This window comes from Helicobacter pylori (assembly GCA_008032955.1).
In the GTDB taxonomy this organism is placed as follows: domain Bacteria; phylum Campylobacterota; class Campylobacteria; order Campylobacterales; family Helicobacteraceae; genus Helicobacter; species Helicobacter pylori_DC.
This window is the reverse complement of record CP032046.1, coordinates 1,132,843-1,157,630: the sequence shown is the minus strand read 5'-3', so window position 1 is coordinate 1,157,630 and position 24,788 is coordinate 1,132,843. Positions and strand designations below refer to the sequence as shown.

The 24,788-nt window shown below is 41.1% G+C and carries 23 protein-coding genes and 2 pseudogenes; 5 read left to right on the top strand and 20 right to left on the bottom strand.

What is annotated here, in order from left to right; genetic code table 11:
- Position 1: 1 nt before the first annotated feature.
- The 20 genes and pseudogenes from D2C72_05590 to secG form a co-directional block, all read right to left on the bottom strand.
- A complete protein-coding gene (locus tag D2C72_05590) occupies positions 2 to 2,407 on the bottom strand; it encodes a flagellar protein (GenBank protein QEF43756.1) in 2,406 nt (801 codons plus the stop codon).
- The gene (nuoN, locus tag D2C72_05585) at positions 2,397 to 3,869 is read right to left on the bottom strand and encodes an NADH-quinone oxidoreductase subunit NuoN (protein QEF43755.1); all 1,473 of its coding nucleotides are present in this window, start codon (positions 3,867 to 3,869) and stop codon (positions 2,397 to 2,399) included. The genes D2C72_05590 and nuoN overlap by 11 nt, the downstream gene beginning before the upstream one ends.
- Positions 3,856 to 5,394, bottom strand: a complete 1,539-nt coding sequence (locus tag D2C72_05580) for an NADH-quinone oxidoreductase subunit M (protein ID QEF43754.1) — start codon at positions 5,392 to 5,394, stop codon at positions 3,856 to 3,858. Before D2C72_05580 ends, nuoN begins: the two co-directional genes overlap by 14 nt.
- Positions 5,395 to 5,397: 3 nt before the next feature.
- Positions 5,398 to 7,236 (bottom strand): NADH-quinone oxidoreductase subunit L, encoded by a 1,839-nt coding sequence (locus D2C72_05575; GenBank protein QEF43753.1) that lies wholly within the window; start codon positions 7,234 to 7,236, stop codon positions 5,398 to 5,400.
- A gap of 2 nt (positions 7,237 to 7,238) precedes the next feature.
- Positions 7,239 to 7,541, bottom strand: a complete 303-nt coding sequence (gene nuoK, locus D2C72_05570) for an NADH-quinone oxidoreductase subunit NuoK (GenBank protein ID QEF43752.1) — start codon at positions 7,539 to 7,541, stop codon at positions 7,239 to 7,241.
- Positions 7,538 to 8,086 (bottom strand): NADH-quinone oxidoreductase subunit J, encoded by a 549-nt coding sequence (locus D2C72_05565; protein ID QEF43751.1) that lies wholly within the window; start codon positions 8,084 to 8,086, stop codon positions 7,538 to 7,540. Before D2C72_05565 ends, nuoK begins: the two co-directional genes overlap by 4 nt.
- Positions 8,079 to 8,738: an NADH-quinone oxidoreductase subunit NuoI gene (nuoI, locus tag D2C72_05560; GenBank protein QEF43750.1), complete on the bottom strand. Its 660-nt coding sequence runs from the start codon at positions 8,736 to 8,738 to the stop codon at positions 8,079 to 8,081. The genes D2C72_05565 and nuoI overlap by 8 nt, the downstream gene beginning before the upstream one ends.
- Before the next feature lie 10 nt (positions 8,739 to 8,748).
- Positions 8,749 to 9,738: an NADH-quinone oxidoreductase subunit H gene (locus tag D2C72_05555; GenBank protein ID QEF43749.1), complete on the bottom strand. Its 990-nt coding sequence runs from the start codon at positions 9,736 to 9,738 to the stop codon at positions 8,749 to 8,751.
- Positions 9,735 to 12,298: pseudogene (locus D2C72_05550) on the bottom strand (NADH-quinone oxidoreductase subunit G). The gene D2C72_05555 and the pseudogene D2C72_05550 overlap by 4 nt, the downstream one beginning before the upstream one ends.
- Complete coding sequence (locus D2C72_05545) at positions 12,295 to 13,281, bottom strand: hypothetical protein (protein ID QEF43748.1); 987 nt, start codon at positions 13,279 to 13,281, stop codon at positions 12,295 to 12,297. Before D2C72_05545 ends, D2C72_05550 begins: the two are co-directional and overlap by 4 nt.
- A 2-nt stretch (positions 13,282 to 13,283) precedes the next feature.
- Positions 13,284 to 13,514, bottom strand: coding sequence for a hypothetical protein (locus tag D2C72_05540; GenBank protein QEF43747.1), 231 nt, complete (start codon positions 13,512 to 13,514; stop codon positions 13,284 to 13,286).
- Entirely contained in the window at positions 13,511 to 14,740 is a 1,230-nt protein-coding gene (locus tag D2C72_05535) for an NADH-quinone oxidoreductase subunit D (protein QEF43746.1), read from the bottom strand. Before D2C72_05535 ends, D2C72_05540 begins: the two co-directional genes overlap by 4 nt.
- A gap of 1 nt (position 14,741) precedes the next feature.
- Complete coding sequence (locus tag D2C72_05530; protein QEF43745.1) at positions 14,742 to 15,542, bottom strand: NADH-quinone oxidoreductase subunit C; 801 nt, start codon at positions 15,540 to 15,542, stop codon at positions 14,742 to 14,744.
- On the bottom strand, positions 15,539 to 16,018 hold the full coding sequence (locus tag D2C72_05525) for an NADH-quinone oxidoreductase subunit B (protein ID QEF43744.1): 480 nt from the start codon (positions 16,016 to 16,018) through the stop codon (positions 15,539 to 15,541). Before D2C72_05525 ends, D2C72_05530 begins: the two co-directional genes overlap by 4 nt.
- Positions 16,018 to 16,419, bottom strand: a complete 402-nt coding sequence (locus D2C72_05520; GenBank protein ID QEF43743.1) for an NAD(P)H-quinone oxidoreductase subunit 3 — start codon at positions 16,417 to 16,419, stop codon at positions 16,018 to 16,020. Before D2C72_05520 ends, D2C72_05525 begins: the two co-directional genes overlap by 1 nt.
- A gap of 107 nt (positions 16,420 to 16,526) precedes the next feature.
- Complete coding sequence (locus D2C72_05515; protein QEF43742.1) at positions 16,527 to 17,216, bottom strand: NAD-dependent deacylase; 690 nt, start codon at positions 17,214 to 17,216, stop codon at positions 16,527 to 16,529.
- Positions 17,213 to 17,677, bottom strand: a complete 465-nt coding sequence (locus tag D2C72_05510; GenBank protein ID QEF43741.1) for an RDD family protein — start codon at positions 17,675 to 17,677, stop codon at positions 17,213 to 17,215. Before D2C72_05510 ends, D2C72_05515 begins: the two co-directional genes overlap by 4 nt.
- Positions 17,667 to 18,272 (bottom strand): orotate phosphoribosyltransferase, encoded by a 606-nt coding sequence (locus D2C72_05505; protein QEF43740.1) that lies wholly within the window; start codon positions 18,270 to 18,272, stop codon positions 17,667 to 17,669. Before D2C72_05505 ends, D2C72_05510 begins: the two co-directional genes overlap by 11 nt.
- Positions 18,273 to 18,275: 3 nt before the next feature.
- Positions 18,276 to 18,832: pseudogene (gene frr, locus D2C72_05500) on the bottom strand (ribosome recycling factor).
- Entirely contained in the window at positions 18,832 to 19,437 is a 606-nt protein-coding gene (gene secG / locus D2C72_05495) for a preprotein translocase subunit SecG (GenBank protein QEF43739.1), read from the bottom strand. The pseudogene frr and the gene secG overlap by 1 nt, the downstream one beginning before the upstream one ends.
- Before the next feature lie 116 nt (positions 19,438 to 19,553).
- Here secG and D2C72_05490 point away from each other — a divergent pair, with 116 nt between their 5' ends.
- The 5 genes from D2C72_05490 to D2C72_05470 all read left to right on the top strand — a co-directional run bounded on the left by D2C72_05490 (position 19,554) and on the right by D2C72_05470 (position 24,785).
- On the top strand, positions 19,554 to 20,321 hold the full coding sequence (locus D2C72_05490; protein QEF43738.1) for a methyltransferase domain-containing protein: 768 nt from the start codon (positions 19,554 to 19,556) through the stop codon (positions 20,319 to 20,321).
- A gap of 71 nt (positions 20,322 to 20,392) precedes the next feature.
- Positions 20,393 to 21,373, top strand: coding sequence for a tryptophan--tRNA ligase (gene trpS, locus D2C72_05485; GenBank protein QEF43737.1), 981 nt, complete (start codon positions 20,393 to 20,395; stop codon positions 21,371 to 21,373).
- A complete protein-coding gene (locus D2C72_05480; GenBank protein QEF43736.1) occupies positions 21,374 to 23,158 on the top strand; it encodes an ABC transporter substrate-binding protein in 1,785 nt (594 codons plus the stop codon). It begins immediately after the preceding gene.
- Positions 23,155 to 24,201 carry a microcin C ABC transporter permease YejB gene (yejB, locus tag D2C72_05475; GenBank protein QEF43735.1) on the top strand — a complete coding sequence of 349 codons (1,047 nt, stop codon included), beginning with the start codon at positions 23,155 to 23,157 and terminating at the stop codon, positions 24,199 to 24,201. Before D2C72_05480 ends, yejB begins: the two co-directional genes overlap by 4 nt.
- Positions 24,202 to 24,209: 8 nt before the next feature.
- Positions 24,210 to 24,785 (top strand): hypothetical protein, encoded by a 576-nt coding sequence (locus D2C72_05470; GenBank protein QEF43734.1) that lies wholly within the window; start codon positions 24,210 to 24,212, stop codon positions 24,783 to 24,785.
- Positions 24,786 to 24,788 lie beyond the last annotated feature (3 nt).

Sequence of the window (24,788 nt, the reverse complement as noted above, 5' to 3'; positions counted from 1 at the left end):
GTTATGACTCCTTGTTTTTGAATAAATTTAAACCCTGTTCGCATAAATTTTGCCATGCGTTTGTTTGATCTTTTTGCTTTAACTGAACGCATTTTTCCAAACTGGCTCTAGATTTTGCTTTTTGATTGGTTAGATCCAATAAGCCAGATTGCAAGTATAAGGCTTTTTGGTGATCTTCTAAAGAAAGCCTGCGGTTTAAAAGCTTGTCTAGCGTTTCTAGCGCTTTTAAATAGTCTTTGGTGGTTCTGTAAGCGTCAATGAGGGCAAATTCGCTAAAGGGCGTGTAAGAATAGTCCTTATAAGCGTCTTGGAGTTTGAGTAAGCTTGTGGCATAAATTTTGACGCTTTTAGGGTCTTTTTCATTTTCTAGCAATTTAAAATAAACCAACGCCATGCGTTTATCGTCTTTGAAATGCTTTTCTAAAAACGCATACAAATTAAGGGCCAATTCTTTTTCATTGTTTTGCATGTAATCTGAAAATAAAACAAAAGCAATATCGTAAAATTCTTTTTTATTCAAGTTTTGAGCGAGAGTTAAAGCGTCTTTAGAGGCCAGAGTGGAATTTTTAAAATCCCCTAAGCGGTAGTAATTGCGCCCCAAACGATAAAGCCATACCAATTTCTCGCTAGGGGTTTTAGCCGCTTTTAAAGCGTTTAGGGCAATGATTTGCGCTTTTTCTTTGAGCGATGCGAAATACAAGCAATCAAAGGCTTGGATTTCTTCTTTGGGGCTGAATGCAAAGGCTGTGATCTGGGATAAATATTTTAAGGCTTCTTCACAACGATTGTCCTCTAGTGGGGTTTTAGCAAGGATATTGAGCGTTTTTTGGATCAAAGGGGAATCTTTAGGCAAATTTTTTTGCATGCCTAACACTTCAGCATAACGCTTGTTGTCAAACAAGAGTTGGGCTTTCAATTCTAAAGCCTTTAGGGCTTCATTAGAATTAGGGAAATTTTGAATGATTTTATCGTAGTGGGCGATTTTTTCTTGCGTGTTCCCCTCCATTGAAAAAAGGGCTTTTTCATCGCGTGCTCTAACGACAGAAGCTCTATCCAATTCTGCATGGTCTTGCAAATATTGCAGATTGTAAAGGTGGGCGTTTTTAAAGTCCTTGATCCTTGCATACAACGCCCCTAAATCATAAAGCGCTTGCTCTTTAGCTTTTAAATCATCATCTTGATTAAGGAGCAAGTGAGCGATTTCAATTGCGCTTGCATTCATCTGGTTTTTTTTCAATAACTTGAGCAAGTCTAGGGCTGATTCGCTATGCATAGAAATATAATCAGGGTTGGATTGAACCACCTTATCAATGAGGTATTTAGCGTTGTTAAAGTTTTGATAGTTTATCTCTGCTTCAGCCCAATTAAGGGCGATTTCACTCGCACTCTCTTTGTCTTTGGCGTTAGAAAAAGCTTCTTTAAAAAGCATGCTAGCGTTGCTCAAATCAGAGCCTTCAGCCGCTTCAATGGCTAAACGCATTTGGGCTAAAGGAGCGTAGCGCGAGTTCTTATATTCTAAAAGAATGCGTTTGTAATAGCGCATGGCCTGTTTGTAATTGTTGTTTTCGTCTAAAGCTTTGGCGACATAGTATAACACTTCAGGGATACTGGGATCAGTTGGGTAATTTTTAATCCACTTGGCGCCAATGTCTATGAGTAAGGGTTTTTTAATGCCTAATTGGCCTAATGCGATAATTTCTAATAAATACAAATCTTTTTTAAAAATCGTTTGAGGGTAGTTTTTAAACGCGCGGCTAATCGTGCGTAAAGCGTCAAAATAGGCTTGCGAATCCATTTGTTTTTTAGCCTCTAAATAAGCGTTTAAATCATAGCCCTTTGTGGTGAGTAGGGGTTTGTTATTCACATCCAGTTCTTGAATGATAGGGGTTTGAGCGTCTTTAATGACAATGGGGAAATTCAAGCCTTTTTGAGCGTTGTCTTTTTCGCTCAAAAAAGGGATGTTTTGATCATAGCCTATGATTTGCCACGTTTTGGCTTTAGGATCGTTTTCCACAAAAAGGGGGATCGCTTTTTTATAATCCCTATCAAAAGAAAAAAGGGTGAGCCTTCGCATCACTTTGGGTTTAATATGTAAAATGAATTGTTGTTGGTGCATAGAATAGGTGATATTGAAAAAAGCGTTTTCTAAAGGGGTAAAGCCCTCTTTAGGAATGGAGTCTATCACGCATTCTATGGGGCGTTTAGCGCGTATAATGGATAAAGACGCTTCAATCCCGCTTGGCGGTTTTTCATTAACGTAAGAGCAAGAAAACGCCTTATTGTGTCGTAAGGTTAAAACCGAAAAATCTTCCCCCCCTTCTTTGCCTTGCGTGAGCGTGAGGCTTAAGGCGTTGAGCGAATGGGAGAGTAAGCCCATTAAAAGAAAGATTTTTGACTTAAGCCACAAACTCTAAAAGCCCTCGCATCATAAACACAGAGAACAAGCACGCTAACGCCATAGCAATAATGACCGCATAAATAGGCATGGTAGCGTTTTGGGTGTAAATATCGTTTTGAGCGTAGCTTTGTAAGGGCTTATTGAAAAACATCGCCACGAGCCAACGGAAATAATAAAACGCAGCCACCGCGCTATTAATTAACATCACCACCGCTAAAAGAATGTGATTGCTCTCTAAAGCGCTTTCAACGGCTAAAAATTTCCCCCAAAACACGCTAAAAGGCGGGATCCCTGCAAGCCCAAAAACAAAAATAGCGCCCAAGATCGCCACTAAAGGGTGGGTTTTGATAAGGCCGTTGAATTTGGAATAAGGGTGATCGTAGCGTTCATCCCATGTTTTTTCCCAGCTTTTTAAGAGCCATAAAAGGCCAAAAGCCCCAATGTAAGTGAAAGCGAACATGAACCAATAAACAAACATCGCTTGTTGGCTATCTTCAGTGTGGATAAACACGCACGCTAAAGCGAACCCAGAATGCGAAATGGAGCTGTAAGCGAGCATTCTTTTGACATCTTCTTGCCATAAAGCAATGAAATTAGGGATGGTGATAGTCATAAGAATCAAAACATAAAAAATGTCTTCTACCCAAGCGATGCGAGTGTCTATAAACGCCCCAAAAAGGCGAGTCGCTACCACAAAGCCAGCGATTTTAGGCACAATGGAAATATAGCTCGCAAAGACCGGGTTATTGCCCTCATACACATCAGGCATCCAGGTATGGAAAGGCACTAAAGAAACCTTAAAGCCAATCGCTCCAATCAAAAAGATAGCGCCCATCGCAAAGAGCATGGGGTTTGTGATGCCCTCAGTGTGTAAGTATAGGGTAATGACTTCAAGATTCAAGCTCCCTGTAAGCAAGTAAAAGGCCATAGCCCCCATAGCAAAAAACGCGCTCGCCATTGCCCCCATGGTGAAATACTTGATCCCTGCTTCTAAGCCGTAGCGTTTATCGCTCAACGCCATTAACACACAAAGGGGTAAGGACGCTGTCTCTAACCCAATAAGGATTAACAACAAATGGTTGCTTGAAACCATGAACTGAAAGCCAGCAACAATAAGCAAGTATAAGGAATAAAATTCAGCGGTTTGAAATTCGTTGAAGCGTTCTTTTGAAAGGGCTAAGAAAATGAGCAAAAAGGCTGAAATCAAGACAATGCTTTGAGAGATGAGCGAGAGCGTATCCACGCTCAAAAACCCAAAAAAGGCGTTTTCTTGCTCTTCTAATCCTAAAACCACCAAAAAATCTAAAACCAAAAAGAGCATGCATAAAAACACATTCAAATTGCGTGAAAACCTGGAAGTGAAAGCGTTGATTAAGAGCGTGAAAATCCCCCCACACACCAACACCAGCATGGGCAAAATGCTCTCAAAATTAAAGCTATCAAAAGAGATGTGGAGACTATCTATTAACATAAGAGACCTCTTTTATCTTAGTATCCAATGAACCTAAAAAAGGGAGCGAGCGGATTTCTATCACCTCTAAAAGCTGCTTAGAGCCTTGCTCAATCGGTTTTAAAAGCATTTTAGGATAAATCCCTAAAATTAAGATCAAAGCTAAAATCACGCTCAAAACCCCTACCTCACGAGCGTTCAAATCTTCAAACACGCTGATTTGGTTGTTCCCGGTTTTCAAATTGCCAAAGAAGACATCTTTATATGAGGTGAGCATGTAAACCGCTGACAGGATGATGCTTGTCCCGGCAATGATAGCCAAAAGAGGGTAAGTGGCAAAAAACCCTAACAAGCTCAAAAACTCTCCCACAAAACCAATGCTTAAAGGCATGCCCACGTTCGCCATTAAAACGATCATAAAAAAGGCTGCAAAAATAGGAGCGTTTTTAGCGATGGATCCAAAGCGAGCGATTTCTAAACTGCTGGCGCGTTCTTCTAAGATGCCAGCGAGCAAAAATAATCCCATGACGATAATACCATGCGCAAACATCATAAACACCGCCCCTGAAATCCCCTCAACATTGAAAGAAAAAACCCCAAGCACCACGACTCCCATGTGCGAGAACGAGCTATAGGCGATGAGGGTTTTTAAATCTTTTTGAGCGTAGGCTAGAAAACCTCCATAAATGATCATGCATAGCGCCACAATGGCTATGGGGGTTAAATAAATCTCTGAAAGCTCAGGAAAAAGCGGGAGCAAGAAGCGCAATAAGGCGTAAGTCCCCATTTTAGAAAGCAAGGCTGAAAGCATGACAGAGCCTAAAGTAGGAGCGTTAGAATACGCATAAGGCAGCCATGTGTGTAAGGGAAAGAGCGGGATTTTAACCGCAATCCCTATTAAGAAAGCTACAAAGAGCCAGGCTTTAGCCCCACTAGAAAAGTTCAACTGATACCAATCTAAAATATCAAAACTCATCATGCCGTAATTGCTAGCGTAGTAATACCCAATGTATAAAATGCCTAAAAGCATGCATAATGACGCTAAAAAGGTGTAGAGGAAAAACTTCATGCCGGAATAGATTTTATGGTTACGGCCAAAACGACCGATGAGGTATAAAACCGGCAAGAGCGAGATTTCCCAAAAAGCGTAGAAAAAGATCATATTGAGAGAAGAAAACACGCCCATTAAAATCCCCTCTAACAACAACAGACAAATCGCAAAGTCTTTACGACGCTCTTTGACATAAATCACGGACAATAACACCACGATAGCGTTTAAGAGCAACAAAAAGAGTGCGATGCCATCAACGCCCACATGGTAATTCACGCCAATTTGATAGACTAATTCCTTCATTTCTTCAAACTGCATGCCGGCTGTTTGAATATCAAACCCATGCCACAACAACAAGATTAATAACAATTCAATCAAAGCGATGACGATCGCATACGCCCTGCTCGCTTGATCGCTCATAAAGAACGCTAATAGCGCGCTCAGCATGGGGAAAAAGATCACCACACTTAAAAGATGCGCATGTAAAAACTGCATTTCTTATCTCCCAAAAAAAGCTACAAACGCTAATAAGATTAAAACCCCAGCCACCATGAAGCGCAGCATGGAGGTTAAATTCCCATCTTGACTGATTCTAAACACGCGCCCTATAACAAAAACGCTTCTTCCTATAGCATCCACTATCGCATCAATGATTTTTAATTCCACGACTTGGTGCAAGAATGAAGCGATGGCGCTAAAAGCTTTTGCAATCCCTTGATAGAGTTGCGGGATATAGTATTGGTTGAGCAAGAGCTTGTATAAAAAGCCCCCCTCTTTTTTGGAAGTGATACCATTTTTATATTTAAATATGGCATAGGCGATACTCAACAACACCACTATGGTGGTGATACTGATTAAAAGAGCGAGCGGGACGGGATACTCTCCAACGCTAGGGATCACTTGAGAGATGAAATGAAAAAACGGCTCTTCAAAAAACCCGGCAATGACCGCCAAAATCCCTAACGGCAACATGCTTAAAAGCATGAAATTTTTGGCTTCATGGGGGTGGTTGATTTCATGTTGTTTGGGGGCAAAAAACACCAGCATGATGAGCCTGAAGCTATAAAAAGCGGTAAAGATCGCCCCAATCAAAAGAACAAACCATAAAATGTGGTGGTGCATTCCAAAAGCCACTTCTAAAATCTTGTCTTTGGAAAAGTATCCTGCGAAAGGGTAAATCCCGCACAAAGCCACTGAACCTATAATCATAAAGATAGCTGTGATCCTCATAGGTTTGTATAAAGCGCCCATTTTGGTAATATCCAAATTGTCTTCCATCGCATGCATGACATTTCCTGAGCCTAAGAAAAGGAGGGATTTGAAAAACGCATGCGTGAAGAGGTGGAAAAGCGCGATCGCATAAGCCCCAAGACCGGCCGCTACAAACATATAGCCTAATTGAGAAAGCGTGGAATAAGCCACAATGCGTTTTAAATCCTTATTGACTAAAGCCATGCTCGCTCCAAAAAGAGCCACAAACGCCCCTAAGCATGCGATAAAATAGCCCACTTCAAACACCGCGCTATACAAGGGATTGGCTCTAATGACCAGATACACCCCAGCGGTTACCATCGTCGCTGCATGGATGAGAGCGGATACAGGGGTTGGCCCCTCCATAGCGTTGGCTAACCATGTGTGCATAGGGAATTGTGCGCTCTTGCCCATAGCACCAATGAAAAGAAACACGCTAATGTAAAAGAGCATGGAATAATCGGCGTTATTGAGCATGTTAAAGACTTCTTTATACTGGAGGGTGCCAAAATTCCAAAAGATCAAAATAATCCCCATGAGCATGCCTAAATCCGTGATCCGGTTCATCACAAAGGCTTCAATAGAAGCGTTGTTTGCGCTTGTTTTATGATACCAAAAGCCAATGAGCAAGTAAGAGCATAGCCCCACCCCTTCCCAACCAATGAAAAGCCCTAAAAAATTATCGCTCAACACCAACACCAGCATGGAAAACACAAAGCCACTGAGATAGGAAAAATAGCGGTTAAACCCTGTATCATGCTCCATATAGCCTATAGAATACACATGCACTAAGAAAGAAACTAAAGTGACCACGACAATCATGACCGCATTGATATTGTCCAGCATGAGAGAAAAGCCGACTTTAAAATTCCCTACCACGATCCAATCAAACAAATATTTTTCATAGCTTTGATGATGCCATGCTTGAATGAAAAGAACCACCGCACCAATGAAAGAAACCAGTACGCACAAAGAATTGAAAACGCCCACATGCAACGCCTTAGCTTTAGCCCCAAACAGCCCCGCATAAACCGCACCGATTAAAGGCAAGAACAACACCACTGACAGCAAAGAAGAATACTGCATGCTCAACCCTTCATAGCGTTTAAAGAATCAATGTCTAAGCTCTTGTATTTCTTAAACCACAAAATCACCAAGCCCAAACCAATAGCCACCTCACTAGCGGCAATAGCGATAATAAAGAGCGCGAACATCTGCCCGTCTAAATTGTGCGTGTATTTAGAGATCGCTACAAAACCGATATTGATCGCATTGAGCATGATCTCTGTAGAAAAAAAGAGTAACAGAATGTTTTTGCGTTTCAGCATGCCCGCTAAACCAATGCAAAAGAGCAACCCTGAAACAATCAAATAGTGGTTTAACCCTATCATAGAGATTCCTTTATAAATTGCGTGTGATTTTTCCCATGGATTTTTTGAATCCCTGTAGCGATGCCTCCAACCATAGCGACTAAAAGCATTAAAGCCGCTGCTTCAAAAGGGATGAGGTAATTGGTAAAAAGCACATAACCAATCGCTTTAATGTTGGGGATTTGCGTATCAATAGTGTTGGAATTGACTTGATTAGAAAGGTTTTCGCCAATGCTAGGAGCGCTTAAAATCAAGGTGAGCAACAGCGCCACGCCAAATGAAAGAACGCACAAGATTTTAGGGCTTTGCTTGCGTTCAATGACTTCTGCAGCGGAGTTGAAAAACATCATGCCAAACGCATACATCACAATGACCGCGCCCACATACACCGTGATTTGCACCACGCCCAAAAACTCAGCGTCTAGCAAAAAGAAAAAAGCAGAGATAAAAACCATGCTGCTAGCGAGAGCGGTAATGGCATAGAGGATATTCGTGGTGGTGATCACCACTAACGCCATGCTTAAAGTAAGGACCGCAAAGAAATAAAAGGCAATGGTTTCAAACATTTTCATCTCCCTTATTACTTTCTGGGCTTGGAGACTCTTCTTTGGATTCTTCTTTTGAAGGCTCTTGGACATAATCTAAAGGGGTGGCTTGCATGCGTTCGTTGTAATTAGGGCTTACCGCACCAAAGCCTAAAAATTCGGCATGCGAGCAGTTTTTAGCGTCTTGTTCGCTCGTTAGAAATTCGCTTTTAGAGCCGTATTGGGAGCGTTGGGTGCTGGCGTTTTCAAACCGATTCCCCATAACAATCGCTAATTCTGGGCAAACTTCCGCGCACAACCCGCAATAAATGCAACGCCCCAAATTGATCGTGTAAGAATCGATCTTTTTGCGGTTGTCTTCGCCCTTATGCGTGATGATCCTTATGCAATTGCTCGTGCAAATCTTTTCGCACAGCCCACAACCTATACACCTTTCAGAGCCTGAGTCTAAAAGCCGTTGCAGATTATGCACCGCGCGATAGCGTGGGCTTAAAGGGAGTTGTTCCATAGGGTAATGGATGGTTACGCTTGGGCTAAAAAATTCCTTGATCGTAAGCCCTAACCCTTTGAATAGATCCAAACCCAAGCTTGTTTTAACGGTGTCTTTAAACTGCTCGGTCGCGCTATGGACTTCGGCTCGTTTAGGAAGTTGCTTGTATTCTTGTTTGGCCATAAAACCTCCTTTAAATTAAAATGATAATGCCTGTTAGCACGATATTCAATAACGCTAAAGGCAACATGATTTTCCAGCACATATCCATCAACTGATCGGGCCTTACATGCGGATAAGTCGCTCTAACCCACATGGATAAAAAGACAAAAAAGCCCGCTTTAATCAAAATCGCTATGCCTCCAGGGATAAAGCCCCATGCGTTAAACCCGCCAAAAAACACAATAGAAATCACAAAGGAAAAAGCGAATAAATGCGCGTATTCCGCTAAAAAGAACATGCCCCATTTCAAGCCGCTGTATTCGGTGCAATACCCTGCTACAATCTCGGCTTCATGCTCTAACAAGTCAAAGGGGGTTCGATTCAATTCAGCATAGCTTGCGATCAAAAACAAAACAAACGCTAGAGGCTGCTTAAACACAAGCCAGTCTAAAAACCCACCGCTTTGGTAATGATTGATTTCCACTAAAGAGAGCGATCCTACCACCATTAAGGGGGCTAGAATGGTTAAAGTGCTGACCACTTCAAAGCTGAGCAGTTGGATCGTCGCTCTTGCGGAGCCAATTAAAGAGTATTTGTTATTAGAAGCAAGCCCGGCTAAAATAGGCGCATAAATCCCTGCTGAACCCACGGCTAAGAAAAATAAAAAGCCAATGTTGATGTCAGAAATAAGGGGCTTGATTTCATAGCCAAACAGAGTGAAATTAGGGAAAAAGGGGATGGGCGCCATGGACACAAACGCGCTCACCATCGCAATAATAGGTGCTAGCGTGAAAATAAACTTATTCGCGCCTTGAGGGATAATGTCTTCTTTAGTGAAAAGCTTAATGCCGTCTGCTGCGACTTGCAAGAGTCCAAAAGGCCCCACATAACAAGGCCCTAAACGGCGTTGGAAATAGGCTAACACTTTCCTTTCAATATAAGTGGCAAAGCCTCCTAAAGCCGAAAAAACAGCGACTAAAATCAAAATTTTAATCAAGGTTTCAATGATATAAGCGCTCATGCTTGCTCCTTTAAATCCACGCTATCAAACACGCCCTCTCTAAAAAAGTTAGAATGGTTTGTCAAAAGAGAAGGCGAAATGACAAACACCTCCTGATCCAAGCTCTCATCAAGATACAAAACGCCTGTTAATTCCTCTTCTTCTTTAGATAAAGTGATGTTTTGCCCCACTTCTTTATCCAATTTTTTAAGAAAGCTTTAGACACATAAATACCAGTCTTTAATTGCAAATTCTCGCTTTTATGGGTAGCGTTATTGAATTGCGTTTCTGGGTATTTTAAATAAGCGTTGAAAGCGATTTTTTCTTTTAAAGGCTTGATGGGTTCGCATTTTGTTTTTTCATGCTCTTTAGCACTGTTTTCAAAATGGCTTGTTCCTAATAAATAGCCTCTGTGATTGACCCTGTCATTAGTGAAATAGTTGGTTAGATGATCAAATTCTATGGCTTTAAAGCCCACTTCTGTAGGGAGTTTGTGGGTGCATTCTATGAGGTTTTCTTCCACAAAGCCAAAGCCTTGCACAATATCGCTCAAGTCATAGCCCTCAAACCTTAAAGCCGGTTTTAAGGGCAACACACGCCCTTCAATATTAGTGATTGTGCCTTCTAGCTGGTTGAGACTGGGCAAAATAAAATCCACTTTACTCACAGCGTTTTTCCCAAAAACCCTATCGTCGCTATTGATAGTGAAATCCCCTTGAGCACGAATGCCTACGATTTTTTCATGTTCAAAAATTTCTTCGCTCAATTGACAAATAGAAGCGATGCCTAAAGCGTTCGCACTCGGGGGGATAAGAATGAGTTTAATAGCACTTTTTTGGGCTAACAAACGCAACATTTTAGCGATATTGTGGGCTTGTTTGTGGCTATAAATTTCTTCGCCAACCACTAGCAGGGTGTTATTTGATTTTTGCAAAAGAGCGAGAATTTTTTCATAAGTTTCTAAATTGATGCCCGCTTCTTCAAGCAACAAGTAAGTGGTTTTGGTAGGGACTTCAATGCTTTCTTCTTTAACCTCTGTCTTGTTTTCTGTTTGATTTTCTTTTGGAGCAGCTGCTTCTTCTTGATTTTCTTCTTTTGGAGTAGTCGCTTCTGTTTTATTCTCTTCTTGATTTTCTGCCTTATTTTCTCCAATACTGCACCCTTGCTCGGCTTGTTCTAAAGCTTTTTTTCGCTCTTCTTCTAAGGCTTTAAGAGCCGCTTCATCCACAATGCTTTGCTTGGAATCTTCTAAGCTTTTTAGAGCCGCGCTTTCAATGTTAAGCATTTTTAAAAGCATGCCTAAAAGGATTTCTTCAGCCCCCACTTCATGGGTGATGCAAAAAGAACTTCGGCACAAATTCGCTAGCGCGTTATCCTTAATAGGGTGCATAGCGATCAAAGAAGCTTTATTGAGTTTGAGAGCGTTATTAATAGCATAGCGCACTAAAGGGTTTTCTGTTTTGATAGAAGATCCTATCGTAACGACTAAATGAGAAGTTTTAATCTCTTCAATACTGGGGCGTTTAACCTCGCCCAATACCTTTAAGAATTGCTGGAAATGATACGCTTCTTGATTGTAGATTTTAAAATTCAATTCTTTCCTCAAACGCTCTATTAAAAACGCCTCTTCATTCGTAATATCCCCACCTATTCGCACCGCTTCGCATTCTTTGAGAGCGTTTTGCGCTTCTTTAAGATTGGTGCTGCCTTTAGGGCTAGAGCTCACGTCAAAAGCAAACCGGCCTGCCCCACAAATAGGGTTATGGTAAAAATCATTAAGCACCCTAAAAATCTTAGATTCTTCGCCTAGAGTATCAAAATGACGCACATCATAGGAAATCAAACACCCGGCTGAACAATGCGAACAGGTAGAATGGATCTTTTTTAATTCCCATGCGTTAGCCGTGTAAGCGAAATCTTTATAGCTCAAAGCACCCACAGGGCATACCGCAATGCATTCCCCGCAATCATAACAAGGCACACTGCCCACAAAAGAAATAATGCCTTTTTGCTTGCGACTCCACACGCTAAAAGCGTCTTTGGACATGCTGTCTTTAAATTTATCCGGAGCGTGCAAGTCGGCTTTAGTGGCTTTAAGGTTGTTTTCGCCCACATTGTCCTTACAAGTGGTTACGCACCTTTCGCACATGATGCACAAATTAGGGTCATACAAGGCTTTTGCCCATGAATCTAGCGCTTTAAAATCATCAGCCACCGCATAGGGTTGGTGCTCCACGCCGGTTAAATGCGTCATGTCTTGCAATTCGCACTCCCCGCTCTTATCGCACACGCCACACTCTAGGGGGTGGTTGACATCATAAGTTTGCATGATGCTTTTTCTTTCATCCATGAGCGTTGGGGTGTTAGTGAGAATGGTGGCGTTGTTTTTGGCTTTCGTGTTGCAGCTATAAATGCGTTTGCCATCCATTTCAACCATGCACATTTTGCATGCGACCGTGGGCGAACAACCGCTTAAATAGCAAATGGTAGGGATGTAGATCCCAGCGCTCCTAGCGGCCTCTAAAACGCTTTGTCCCTCTTGGCATTCAATCGTTTTGCCATTGATATTCATTGTGATCATGAAATTCCTTGAGAGTGGGATAAAATAGGGATATAAGGGTAGGTGTCAAAAAACGCCCCTTCTAAAATCGCAATCAAGCCCTTCAAATGGGGGCTTTCTTCTAACTCGCATTCTAGCGTTTGATTGGAGATTTGAAACACCGCTTTAGAATGCTTAATCTTGTTAGCGATCTTAAATTGCTTGGAAAAAGACAATTTGGGGGGTTTAAGGCTCTTATAAGAAACATAGACAAACGAGCCGCTAGCCTCACCCATTCGCTCTAAAAGCTCTAAATCTTTTGATTGGAGTTGTGATTCAAAAGGCAAAACGCCCTCTTTTAGGGCTGTTTCTAGCAGCCATTCTTGATCTTTAGAATCATAAAAAGCGGTCGTTGCACTTGAATCATTGCAAGGGATATGCAAAATTTCTAGGTAGTTTTGCAACCCGCTTAAAAGGGTGTATAAAAAAGCGCTATGAGCATGCTTAGTGATTTCTCTGTTTAAAACAAGCGCCCTTTTTTTTGCTTTAACAATAAGCACAATAAGCTCTTGCAATTCCTCTTCGCTCATGTTCGCTTCAGAGCTTAAATATCCTACATCAACCTTTTCTAAAGCATGCCCTTTTAATTGGGAAGTTTTTTCTAAAATGCCCCTTAAAATCAAAGCCAAAATCGCCGCTTCCGTGTGGATTTCATACGACGCAAAAAGGCAATTTTCTTGCAAGTCTCTTGTATCTTGTAGGGGTCTTAACAAGGCGTAGGGGCGTTTTGATTGGTTAATGCTTCCTAAAATCAATCGTTCATTTTCATTCAAACAAGCGTTTGAAAACCCTCCAAACAAAACGCACAAATCGCTTTTTTCTAAAAGGTGTAAGCTATCTTTGGTCATCTTGTAATTGATTTCAAACCCTTTTTGAAGAGATAATTTTTCTAAACAATAGGCTTCTTTCAAGCTAATTGAAGAGCTTGCACTTAAGGGAGAATTTAGGGGGTTAAAGCCGCTCAAAATCAAGCCTTTTTTCTCACGACAATCGTCCAATCCGCTTGATTGAAACGCAAAGAATTGAGGAGCTCATGCCCTTTAGATTGGATAAATTCAGCACTCTTAGGGATATTAGAAAAATCCCCCACTTCAAACATGAAAATAGCGACTTCATTAGGTTGCATTTCTTTTTCAATCAATTCTTCTAAGCGTTCAAAAATATCTGCTTTTAAGGGGCGTAAATCAAAGCGTTTCATCTATCCACCTCGCCAAACACCGCATTGGTTGAGCCAATCACGGTTACTGCATCCGCTAAATATTGCCCCACTAAAATATCGCTTAAAGCCCCAATGTGATAAAAGCTAGGGGCTCTGATTTTTAGTCTATGAGGATACGGCTCGCCCTCTGAATGGATAAAAAACCCTAATTCCCCTTTGGGGCTTTCTGTGGGGGCATACACTTCCCCAACGGGCGGGCGCATGCCTTGAGCCACTAAAACAAAATGCTGCATCAAGGCATAATTTTGCGTCATTATATCTTCTTTAGGGGCAGAAATATAATGCGGGTTTTGAGCCATGATAGGCGTATCGGTTTTAGCATACATAGGAATGAGCTGTTCAATGATGCGAATGCTTTCATCAATTTCTAGCATATACAAACAATACCGATCATAACTATCGCCATAATTGCCCACCGGCACATCAAAATCAAGCTCTTTATAAAGCTCATAAGGCTCTTCTTTTCTAATGTCATAAGCGATCCCAGTCCCTCTTAGCATGATACCGCTCATGCCCCAACTTTGCGCCATTTTTGGCGTTACAACGCCCACATTTTCCAAGCGCATCCGCCAAATGCGATTCTTATCCAATAAGCCTTGAATGAGTTTTTTGCATTCCCTCATTTCGCCTAAAAACTTTTTTAAGCCCTCTAACCAATTCGGGGGTAAATCCAAAGGCACGCCCCCAATCCTTATAGCGTTATGCGTGAGCCTAGCCCCGCAATAATCCTCCATCAAATCCAACCCGTATTCCCTCGTTTTAAACGCATACAAGAACACGCTCATCGCCCCCACATCTAAAGCATGCACGCTGATAAAAAAGATGTGTGAAATCATGCGGTTAAGCTCTAGTAAAATCGTGCGGATCACTTGTGCTCGGCGCGGGATTTCTAAATTGAGCAAGGTCTCTACCGCATAAGCGTAAGCGTAATTATTGCTGGTAGAAGAAGTGTAATCCAACCTGTCGGTAGTGGGCATGTATTCGTTATAGGTCATGTTTTCGCCTAACTTTTCACAGCCTCTATGCAAGTAGCCAATTTCAGGGGTAGCCTTAATGATTTTTTCGCCCTCTAATTCCAAAATCAAGCGCAATTGCCCATGGCTACTGGGGTGTTGAGGACCAAAGTTTAAAATCATTTGGTTATCGTCATGTTCAAAAATGATGTTTTCAAACTGGGGGTTGAGTTTCGTGAAATTTTGAGCCATTTTATAGCCTCTTTTTTAAGATAGTGGGGGCGATTTTGTGCAAATCTTTGACAAAAGGGATTTTCTTAAACGCATGCTTTTCTTCTATTTCTTTTAATTCTTCGCCCTTGCCCTGCTCATAGCCAATTTTGGCGAAATTGAAAGTGTCTTTTTCATCCACTCTCGCGCTGTCTCTCTGTTCTTTACCCACCACTTCTCGGTATTCTTTGCCAAAAATTTTATCCACTTCATACCATTGGGCGAATTCATCGCCTTTGAGCGGGTAAGAACGCAATAAGGGGTGGCCTACCCAATCATGCGGCATGATAAGGCGTTTCAAATAGGGGTGTTTGTCAAACACAATACCAAGCATGTCATACGCTTCCCTTTCGCTCCAATTAGCCGATCGGTATAAAAAACTCAAAGAATCCACGCTCTCATTAGGTAACAAAACGCACTTCACGCGCACCCTACGGCGGTTCTTACAGCTATCGCTAAAGCCCACGAATTGATAAAACAATTCAAAATGCCCTTTTTTAGCGCACAAATCTATCGCACTCATTTCGCTCAAACACTCATAACCCAAATGCCTTAAAATCGTAGCGACAGAAAAAATATCGTCTTTTTTGATCCAAAACACAGCCGTGTTAGTCTCTATGTATTTGTCTAAAATCTCATGTTTGTAAGAAAGGTGGTTGTAAATGATCTCATAAGCACTACCCTCTAAATATTTTTTAGGGGTGGGTTCTATGATTTTATAGGGGTCATGCTGGCGCGATTGTTTTTGCACATCTTCATAGGGGGATTGTTTTCTTACCATCACACTAACCTTTTAGGAGCGTCTTGTTTGATCGCTTTAGAGCGTCTGATCTTATCTTGCAAAACCATAAGGGCGTATTGTAAAGTCTCTGGGCGCGGTGCACAACCGGGCAAGTAAATATCCACAGGAACGATCCTATCCGCTCCTTGAACGGTCGCATAAGTGTTAAACATCCCGCCCGTGTTAGCGCAACTCCCCATAGAAATCACCCATTTAGGTTCAGGCATTTGATCATAGAGCCTGTGCATAAACTCGGCATGCTTTTTAGTGAGCGTGCCAGCGATGATCATCACATCAGATTGCCTAGGACTCGCTCTAAAAATCGTGCCAAATCTGTCAAAATCAAACCTTGAACCCCCTGTCGCCATCATCTCAATCGCGCAACACGCCAAGCCATAAGTTAAGGGCCAGAGCGAATTAGAACGCCCCCAATTCAATAATTTATCCAAAGTGCTTAGAACAACCGGTGCTTGTTGCATTATTTCACCTCTAATTTTTGCCAGCTCAAAGCGTTTCGCTTTAAAGCGTAAATAAAACCAATGGTTAAAAAGAAGACAAAGCCTAGCATTTCAATGAGCCCAAACAAACCTAATTTTTTAAAATCAATCGCCCAAGGAAACATGAAAACGATTTCTACATCAAATAAGATAAAAAGCATGGCCATGATATAGAAATGGTGCGACACTCTATTAGGCTGTTTGAGAGCCACAGGCCCGCATTCATAGGGAGCGAGCTTGAGCTTTTCGCCCTTTTTTTGAGCCATTTTACGGCTTAAAAACCTTTGAATCCTTAAGGTTAAGTTAAACACCCAAAAGGTGAATACTAGCAAAACAAAAACGCCAAAATAGGGGTGATTCAATGCTTCTGTGGCTTGTTGCATCAGGCTCTCAAACTCCTTTAATTATTACTTTTAGCAAACGATGGAAGCAATTAAACCATGTTTTTGCTAATCGTTAGCTGAAAAAATAAAAATTATTTCAACATCTCTTAAGAGGCCATTTCTATGAGTTTGGGCATTAAATCTTGCATGGCATGCACCGCGCTTTCATTAATGCATTGGATATTCTGGGGCAAACGGGCGTTTTTAGCTTTAGGGTCAATGTAATAAATGAGGGCGTCTTTATGCGCATGCGTGTAGAGGCTAGCGGCGGGATAGACTTGCAAAGAAGTGCCAATGATGATTAAAAGATGCGCTTGTTTGACTAAAGAAATCGCTTCTTTAAGCAAAGGCACCTCTTCGCCAAACCACACAATATCAGGGCGTAATTGCGATTTGTCTTTGGCCAAGTCGCCTAAATTCAAGTCCTTTTCCCACCTATAGACTAAATTAGGATCTTTTTCGCTGCGAACACTTAACAATTCTCCGTGCAAGTGCAAAATGCGAGAAGAACCCGCCCTTTCATGCAAATCATCTACATTTTGGGTAATGATATTGACTTGATAGTGTTTTTCCAATTCCGCTAAAGCCTTATGAGCCTTGTTAGGATAAACTTCAAAAAGCTGTCGGCGCCTTTGGTTGTAAAAATCCAACACTTTTTGCGGATTCTTTTTCCAGCCATAAGGCGAAGCAACTTCCATGATGTCATGCCCTTCCCACAAACCGCCAGCGTCCCTAAAGGTTTTAATCCCGCTCTCTGCTGAAATGCCAGCCCCACTTAAGATCACTAAATTTTTCATGTTTCCTCCTTGATAATTTCAATATGAGTGCCGCTGAATTTGTCATGCAAAAAAAACTTAAAAATAAAAGGCACAACAAACCCTATGAGTAACCCCATGCTCAACACCCACAAAACAAACCGCCACAACGCTAAAAAAAAGCCCACCTTTTTGCCATTATTTTTGACCAATTTAAACTGAGCGTAACGCATGCCAGGGCTTTGGGATTTAAAAGCGATAAAAAAGCTGTGCGTTAGGGCGTAAAAAAGCAGGCATAAAAAAATCGCGCTCTGGTTTTCCCTAAAATCCTTCGCGCTCCCTAAAATCGCATAAGTCATTATATAAAGCATGGGGGTATAAATCATAAAAATATCGGTGATGAAGGCTTTTAAGCGTAAAGAGAGATTCAACCCCTTTAAAGGGCTTTCTAAAGCGCGTTTTTTTTCTGGGGTTTTATTTTTTTTAGTTTTTTTAGTTGCCACGACTTCCTGGCTTTATAGCGACGCTAGTAGCGCATAAAGGGCAAGAGTTAGGCTTGTGCATGTCAAAAACAAAATCTTCTAAAGCAAAAAGGGGTAAATGGCTAGGCAAACATGCGCCCTCTTGGGCTTTTAAATGAGAATGGGTGCGTTTGCAAATACCCCGATTGGCTAAAGCACCAAAAGCCACGATTTGAGTGCCCTTTTCTTCTAAAACTTTAGCGCATTCCATAGCGGATTTTCCTGTGGTGATGATGTCTTCGCACACTAAAATTTTTTCGTTTTTTTTGACTTCAAAACCACGCCTTAATGTCATGATATTATCCACCCTTTCAGTGAAGATAAAACGCACGCCTAAAGCCCTTGCAAGCTCATACCCAGCCAAGATCCCCCCAATAGCCGGCGAGCACACGCATTCAATATTCAAATGAGCTTCTTGGATTTGTTTGGCTAATTCTAGCGCTAATTGTTCGGCTAGTTTGGGATCTTCTAAGACTTTAGCGGATTGCAAATAATAATTGGAATGAAACCCGCTGCTGAGCAAGAAATGCCCCTCTAATAGCGCTTGAGCGTTTTGATAACATGCCTTAATATCCATGGTTTAAACCTTTAAAATCGCGTCTTCTTTGTTTTTCACGCTTTCATCAATTTTTTTAATGGCTTCATCGGTGATTTTTTGGATCTGCTCTTGGGCTTTTTTGCTTTCATCTTCGCTGATTTCTTTGTCTTTTTCTAATTTTTTACCTTGTTGTTAGCGTCTTGGCGGGTATTCCTTACAGCCACTTTAGCCTTTTCACCCATCGCTTTGGCGTCTTTTGCGATGAGCTTTCTTTGTTCGGTTGTCATGGGTGGGAAAAAAAGCTTGATCGTTTCGCCGTCGTTATTGGGATTGACGCCAATATTGGCTTCTTGAATGGATCTTTCAATTTCTTTGAGCAGGTTTTTTTCCCACGGGTTGATTTGAAGGGTGGTCGCATCCAAGCTCATCACAGAGCCGACTTGATTTAATGCCGTGGGCGTGCCGTAATAATCCACTTTAATGTGATCTAAAATATTGACTGAAACTTTCGCGCTCCTTAGAGTGGAAAAATCTCTGTTTAAAGCTTGAACGCTTTTTTGCATCAAATCTTTGGTTTCATTATAAATGGCTTGTAGCATTATTTTTCATCCTTTTTTTGGTTTGTATGGGCGTTGGTTTGTGTCGCATGCGTTTTAGGCTTTTGGTGGGTGGTTGGGGGCGTTTTGGCGTTCTCTTTGGTTTTTTCAACACCCTTTATGCCATTTTCTTTGGCGTCATTTTTTTCGTTCTCTTCATTCTTTTTGGGGCTTTCAACAAAAGGCGTTTTGGCTGGCTCTTTAGGAAGCTCTTTAGGCGTTTGTGTAGGCATTAAAGGATTAGTGGGGGCTTGCTCTAAAGGGTTGAGCGTTGGGTTGAGTGTGGGATTAAGCGTAGGGTTGAGCGTGCCGGTGGCAGGGACTAAGGGCGAAAGCTCTTTGTTGGTTTTAGTTTCATCTAAAACGCTTTTGCCGTATTCTTTGTTGTAAAAATAGCCCAAAGCGATGGTGTTGATGACAAACAATAAGCCTAAAAACATGGTCATTTTCGCCATAAAGCTTGCGGGTCCTTTAGCGCCAAATAAAGAATCGTTGCTCCCGCTATAAGCCCCTAAGCCGATGCTAGAACTTTTTTGCAACAAAACCACCACCACAATCAATACCGCTAAAACAATTTGTAAGCCTAACAGAGCGCTCGTCATAAACACTGATTCCTTAAATGCCTAAAATTTAGAAAAAATTAGGCTTAATCTTATCTAAAATTTGCTAAGAATATACTAAAATTTAGTTTTAATTTTAAGCATGGCGCATTAAGGCGGTGGTGTTGGACTCTTTTTATTCATTTAATCAGCATGCATTTAATCAGCATGCATTTAATCAGCATGCATTCAATCAGCATGCATTCAATCGGCATGCCAAAACTTACCACCTCTTTGCCCATATCCAGCAGCAAATCGCTATTTGTCTTGTCCAATTTTTAAAACAAAAACATTACGCTAAAGTTTTGGATTTAGGATCGGGGAGTGGGGCTGTTTTTAACGCTTTAGAGCGGCAACATATTGTGATTGAAAATTTTATCGCTTTGGATAATTCCATAAACATGCTCAAATTACACCCCACGCATTCTATCAACATTCAAAAAATCTCTTTAGAGCATGCGGATTTTGAAGAACATGTTTTTTGCGATTACGATCTGATTGTGTCCTCTTCATCTTTGCAATGGGCAAGGGATTTAAAAAGCGTTTTAGAAAAAATCGCTCTTTTTAGTAAGGAGACCGCTTTAGCTATCCATACGGATTTTAGTTTGCATGAAGTGCATGAGTTTTTAGGCACGCCTTCGCCTTTAAGGGATCTCAAAACGCTCAAATCCTTAATCAAAAACGCTTTTAAAAATTTTCAAATAGAATTGGAAAACAAGCGCTTCGCTCTTTATTTCAACCGCAAACAAGATGCTTTGAATTACCTTAAAAAATGCGGTCTTTTGGGGGGTTCAACGCTGAGTTTCAAGCAAAAAAAACATTTTTTTCAAAACATGGCGTTTGAAAAATTGAGCTATGAAGTGTTACTCTTTTCTGGGATCAAGCGTTCTTAAAAACTAAGATAAATTAAAATATTAAAATTAGGTGGTTACAATAAACGCTAAACTAATGAGCGAGAAACAACATGCACAAAAAACGAGTCTTTTCAGGCATCCAACCTACCGGGCAAATCCATTTGGGCAACTATTTAGGAGCGATCAAACATTGGGTAGAGGCGCAAGATGAATATGAAAACCTTTTTTGCGTCGTCAATTCGCATGCGATTACTTTGCCCATAGATCCTATATTTTTAAAATCCCAAAGCTATGAACTGGTCAAATTGCTTTTGGCTTGCGGGATTAATCCCAAGCAATCGGGGTTATTCATTCAAAGTGAAATTGATGAGCACCCGGCTTTAGCATGGCTATTAAATTGTCAGGTGTCTATGGGGGAAATGCAAAGAATGACGCAATTCAAAGACAAGTCTTTAAAAAACCCTAAAAGCGTGAATGTGGGGCTTTTCAATTACCCTATTTTAATGGCGTCAGATATTTTATTATACCAAAGCGATTTAGTGCCAGTGGGCGAAGATCAAAAACAGCATTTAGAGCTCACACGAAACATTGCAGAAAAATTTAACAGGGATTTTGGGAGCTGCTTTAAAGTGCCAGAGCCTTTGATTGCTAAAGTGGGGGCAAGGGTTATGGGGCTAGATGATCCAAAAGTGAAGATGAGTAAATCGCATCAAGGGGCTAACCATGCGATTTTTCTTTTAGATGAGCCAGACATTATTGTAAGAAAAATCAAAAAAGCGGCCACTGATTCTATGGGCGTTATTGCATTTGATGAAAAAAGAGAGGGCGTTTTTAACCTTTTAAATATCTACATGCTTTTAAGCAATGAGAGCCCAGAAAACATAGAAGAGCGTTTCAAAAATAAGGGCTATGGGGATTTTAAAAAGGAATTGGCTGAAGTAATGATCCAAGCTTTAAAACCCATCCAAGAAAGATACAAAGAAATCAGCGATGATGAAGTGAAAGCCGTTTTAAATGGCGGTGTCAAAAAAGCCAGGCCTTTAGCGCAAGCGACTTACCAAAAGGCTAAAGAATTGATGGGGTTGGTTTGAGTGGTCTTTAAAATTTTAGGCTTATGGTTAGGGGTGTTTTGTTTCCTTAAGGCTACGCCTTATTTATACTTGGGCGAAGAGCCTAAATATAAAGACAATTTCACGCATTTTGAATACGCTAACCCTAACGCCAGAAAAGGCGGTGTTTTAAGAAATGACGCCATAGGGACTTTTGATAGCCTTAACCCTTTTGCACTCAAAGGCACTAAAGCCGAAGGCTTGGATCTCATTTATGACACTTTAATGGTGCAAAGTTTGGACGAACCTTTTGCAGAATACCCCTTGATCGCTAAAGACGCACAAGTAGCTAAGGATAACAGCTATGTGATTTTTACCTTAGACAAAAGAGCGAGATTCAGCAATAACGCTCCCATTTTAGCGAGCGATGTGAAGTTTAGCTTTGATACGATAATGGAATTAGGATCGCCTATTTATAGGCAGTATTACCAAGATGTTAAAAAGGCGGTTGTCTTAGACAAACACCATGTTAAATTCATTTTCAAAACCACTGAAAATAAAGAGTTGCCCCTTATTTTAGGGCAGTTGCAAATCTTTTCCAAAAAAGCGTTTCAAAAGGATTATTTTGAAAAAAACCCCTTACTCATTCCTGTTTCTAGCGGCCCTTATGTGATCGCTTCTTTTGATGTGGGCAAGAAAATCACCTACCAAAAAAACCCCAATTATTGGGCGAGGAATTTGCCTAGCAGAAAGGGGCAATTCAATTTTGATGAGATCAAATTTGAGTATTACAAAGATGAAACCGTTGCCTTACAGGCTTTTTTAAGCGGGGCGTATGATTGGCGCCTTGAAAGCACGGCTAAGGTTTGGGCTAGGGGTTATGTGGGGAAAGCTATGGATAATAAAAAAATCACTAAATACCTCATAGCCCACAAAATGCCAAGCGGCATGCAAGGGTTTTTCTTCAACACGCGCCGAGAAATTTTCAAGGATAAAAGGGTGCGTGAAGCCTTGTTTTATGCGTTTGATTTTGAATGGGCGAATAAAAATTTGTTTTTTTCGCAATACAAACGCACCACTAGTTTTTTCAGTAACTCTATCTATGCATCCCCTCCCCTCCCAAGCCCTGAAGAAAAAGTTCTGTTAGCCCCTTATGAAAAGAGTTTGGATGAAAGGGTTTTTAAAGAGCCTTATGTCGTGCCTAGAACCGATGGGGTTGATGTTTTAGGCTATAATTTGAGGGAAAATTTAAAATACGCTCAAAAGCTTTTAGAGAGCGCGGGCTTTTCCTACAAAAACATGCGTTTGGTGGATAAGAATAACAAGCCGTTTAGTTTCACTTTGCTTTTAAACAGCCCAGCCTTTGAAAGACTGGCCCTAGCCTTTGCTAAAAACTTAAAGGTGTTAGGGATTGAAATGAAAATCCAAAGAGTGGATTTAAGCCAGTATGTCAATCGGATCAAAAGCTATGATTTTGACATGATTGTAGGAGTGATTGGCCAATCGTCTTTCCCGGGTAATGAGCAGCGCTTTTATTTTGGCTCTTTGAGCGCGAAAGAAAAAGGCACAAGAAATTATGCGGGAATCTCTAGTAAAGCGGTAGATGATTTGATTGAAAAAATCATTAACGCTAAAGATTACAAGGAGCAATTAGCTGCCATTCAAGCGATGGATAGGGTGCTATTGTGGGGGTTTTATGTGATACCGCATTTTTATTTGCCTAATTACAGGATCGCAGCGTATAATTACATTGGCATGCCTGAAATCAGCCCTAGCTATGGATTTTCGCCGTATTTATGGTGGATAAAAGAAAAGGATCTTCAATGATTGCTTACATCCTTAAACGCTTGCTTTTGATTATCCCTACTTTATTAGCCATCATGACGATTAATTTTTTTCTGATCCAATCCGCTCCAGGAGGTCCTATAGAGCAGATGATGGCCAAAATCAATAACACGCAGTCCAAAGAGATTCAAGGCGTTGTTAAAGAGCGTTCGTATAGGGCGTCTCAGGGGCTGGAGAGCGATTTGTTAGAAAATTTAAAAAAACTCTATGGTTTTGACAAGCCCATAGGGGAGCGCTATCTTCTCATGCTCAAAAAATATCTGCAATTTGATTTTGGGGAGAGCTTTTATCGCCAGATTAAAGTGATAGATTTGATTAAGGAAAAATTGCCCGTATCCATTTCGTTAGGGTTTTTTAGCACGATTTTGATTTATCTTATTTCTATCCCTTTAGGGATTTTCAAGGCCAAACGCAATAACGAGCCTTTAGATGTGCTAAGCAGCGTGGTGATCATTGTCGCTAACGCTATCCCGGCCTTTTTGTTTGCGGTGGTGTTGATCGTGTTTTTTGCCGGAGGGAATTATTGGCACTGGTTCCCTTTAAAGGGGCTAGTGAGCGATAATTTTGAAAGTTTGAGCGCGTTAGGTAAAATCAAGGATTATTTATGGCATATCACTTTGCCCATTCTTTGCATTTCTTTAGGGGGTTTTGCAAGCCTCACGCTTTTAGTGAAAAACTCTTTTTTAGATGAAATGGGCAAGCTTTATGTACTGAGTGCTAAGGCTAAGGGCTGTTCAGTGGGGCGTATTTTTTATGCGCATGTGTTCCGTAATGCGATTTTATTAGTGGTGGCGGGTTTCCCGCAGGCTTTTTTGGGCATGTTTTTTAGCTCAAGTTTGTTGATAGAGATTGTTTTTAGCTTGGATGGGTTAGGGCTTTTAGGGTATGAAAGCATTGTGAGTAGGGATTATCCCGTTGTGTTTGGTTCGCTTTATATTTTCACGCTTTTAGGTTTGGTGGCGAGTTTGATAAGCGATTTGCTCTGCGTGGCGATTGACCCTAGGATTGATTTTGAAAAGCGTTGAGGGTAGGAATGAAAACTGAGATGAAATCTTCTTTAAAACTTTTTATGCGGCCTTTGTTGGTGGTTTTGGCGTTCATGTTGTTGTATGCTTTAGCGCATGCTGTGCTTGGTTTTTATGTGAAAAAAGACAGCGCTCCAATAAGCCCAAATGCAGAAAAAAGCGAGACAGAGCGTCAAAACAGCGCGCTTTCGCCCAAAGAAGAAGCCAACGCAACCACAACCGCCACAGAAGAAAGCCCCACCAAAGACACAGCGCCACCTTTAGAAACAGCCGCACAAGAAAAAGAAACCAAACAAGAGCGAGAAAAAGAAAACGAGTCTAAACAAAACAGCGTCCCGCCCGTTCAAAACAACCAAAAAGCCCCTACAATCTCTACAATGGGAAAAAAACCTTTAGAGTATAAAGTCGCAGTCAGTGGCGTGAATGTGCGCGCTTTTCCCAGCACAAAAGGTAAAATCTTGGGATTGCTTTTAAAAAATAAAAGCGTGAAGGTTTTAGAAATCCAAAACGATTGGGCTGAAATTGAATTTTCTCACGAAACAAAGGGTTATGTGTTTTTAAAACTTTTAAAAAAGGCTGAATGAAAG